This window comes from Ruminococcus callidus ATCC 27760 (assembly GCF_000468015.1).
Classification (GTDB): Bacteria; Bacillota; Clostridia; order Oscillospirales; family Ruminococcaceae; genus Ruminococcus_C; species Ruminococcus_C callidus.
The window spans coordinates 1-1,612 of sequence record NZ_KI260312.1; the positions used below are offsets into that span (position 1 = coordinate 1).

A 1,612-nucleotide genomic window follows, 5' to 3' on the forward strand; every position below is an offset into this window, starting at 1 on the left:
GTCTTATGCACAAGATCGTTCAGCGTTTTGTTTTTTAGGGAAACTGGTGTTTTCTTTACTTTGCGATCCAGCAATCCATTTCTGCCTGACCGCTGAATACAAAGTACAAATCCTGATTTCCGGTAAGTCCCTGCACCGCAGCCGAAACTTCGGACAGCTTGCCGCCTGCCGGAATCTCGGCATACCCCACAGCCTTTCCCGTAGGAGAACCAGTGCAGATCTTCACTGCACAGCCGGACTTTGAAGATGCTGTCAGAACGATCTGCGATGCACCCTTGGAAAAATCAACACCGCTGACCTTGATCCAGTCGCCCTTGTCAATTTCCGTGACAACTGTATCACCCAGTCCACGGACATTGATGCCGGCTTGGTCGGACATCATCTCCGCCGGATTCTTGACGTAGGGATTCACAGACTTCTGCTGTGCAATTCCTTTCATTGTGCCGGTAACCATATTGATTTTCGTACCGGTCATCGTGATCTGATCCACCTGCGGACTGCGATAATTGCCCTCGATCCCCATTGCCTTTTCTACGCCGCGGTTGTGATAGAACAAGTACAGCTGTCCATTTACCGCACAGATGGAATGATGATTGTTGCCGTACAGTCCGAAAAACTTTCCCTGATTCGGGAACAGTTCTCCGCCGTAAGTATACGGACCGAGGGGGTTGCTGGCAGTCATATACTCAATGGCACCGCTGGTCATTCCGTAGGAATTTCCGGAAGTATTCCAGTTGGAGCAGTAGGTGTAATAGTAGGTGTCACCAATTTTATTGATACCGGAATCCTCGAACAGATACGGTGCTTCAATGGTCACCGGCGTTCCGGCAAGACTAATCATATCCTCGCCCAGTTTCACCACGCGGGAAGTTCCCGGCATAGCATCTTTTCCGTCCGGCACACCGCCGCCGAAACAGAAATAACCGGTTCCGTCATCGTCTACCATAACTGCCGGATCAAACAGCCATGTTATATCACCGCAATTGGGTGTTTCTCTGGTAATCAGTGCCTTTCCCAGCGGATCGCTCCACGGACCAGTGGGACTGTCTGCGGTCAGCACGCTGACACCATTTCCGCCGTTACAGAAATAGAGGAAAAACTTTTCCTTGCCATTGATGGTCTTGTGTGCGGCACAGGGTGCCCAGGAACAAGTTGCCCATTTGGCGATTCCCTCTGTACCTGCCACCGGAATCGCACCATGATCGGTCCAGTTTACCATGTCGTCGGAGGAGATACAGTTGATCTTGTTGACTTGTGCGTAGGTATTTTCGGTGACATTTCCATTGCTGTCATACTCAATGACATCGTTGGTGGTGTAGACATACACTCTGCCGTTATACTCCATGACACCAGGGTCAGCTCCGAATCGCTGGGTAAACAGCGGGTTATTTTCCCCTTCTACTTTATAGCTGGCAGTTGGCGTAATTCCGGCAAACAGCTTTTCCATTGCTGCTGTATCCACTATTTTTTCTGCAATCGGAAATTCTGTGATTTTTCCCAGCAGATAATCCTGAATCAGCTGGAGGTCTGTACCGTTTACGCTACCGCTCTGGTCCACGTCTGCTGCCAGACTTGCTACATTGCCGGAGAATGCACTGGAAATGCCCTGCCG

General features: G+C 50.3%; 1 protein-coding gene. It reads right to left on the reverse strand.

Going from position 1 to position 1,612, the window contains the following annotated elements:
- Positions 1 to 55: 55 nt before the first annotated feature.
- Positions 56 to 1,612: family 43 glycosylhydrolase (locus tag RUMCAL_RS02435; protein ID WP_021680879.1), on the reverse strand; the 1,557-nt coding region annotated here is incomplete at its 5' end.